Here is a 467-nt window from a genome sequence, read left to right as displayed (position 1 = left end):
GGGCAACAAGGCCGCGAGCGCCGCCGCATCTGCCGTGTCGCGGTAATGCTTGCGCGCGTCTGGGTACGTGAGGGCGAACAGCTCCCGGAACGCCGCAGGGGGCGCGAGATCGATGCGCAGATGGGGTTGACCCCCGGGCACCAGCTTGACGAAAAGGGGGCGCAGGGCCGCGAAATCGCTCAGGCGTGCGAGGGGGTCGGGACTGATGAGGTGGATGTCGCACAATCTGCGCACCCGGGGCACCACGAGGTGGTCCAGGGCCGGGTACAGGGGCAGCAACCGCGCGTCGATGGGACCGGCGGCGGCAGGGGTAGGCAGGAAGAGGCGGCCACTGCGCTTGGCAAGCGCGGCCCACACCTCGTCGGTCCCATCGCCCAGGTGACGGTGCAGGTGGTTGATGACCGTGCCGCCTGCGCGCATATCCAGTTCGGTTTTCCGGAGGATGTCCTCAGGAATCACCCCGGTGT

Annotated in this window: 1 protein-coding gene; it reads right to left on the bottom strand. The window is 68.7% G+C overall.

Annotated elements, in window-relative coordinates:
- Nucleotides 1–467: hypothetical protein (locus tag ACU8YE_RS24900; RefSeq protein ID WP_446930213.1), on the bottom strand; the 467-nt coding region annotated here is incomplete at both ends.

Source organism: Ralstonia sp. VS2407 (assembly GCF_052950655.1).
This window is presented reverse-complemented; position numbering and strand designations above follow the sequence as displayed.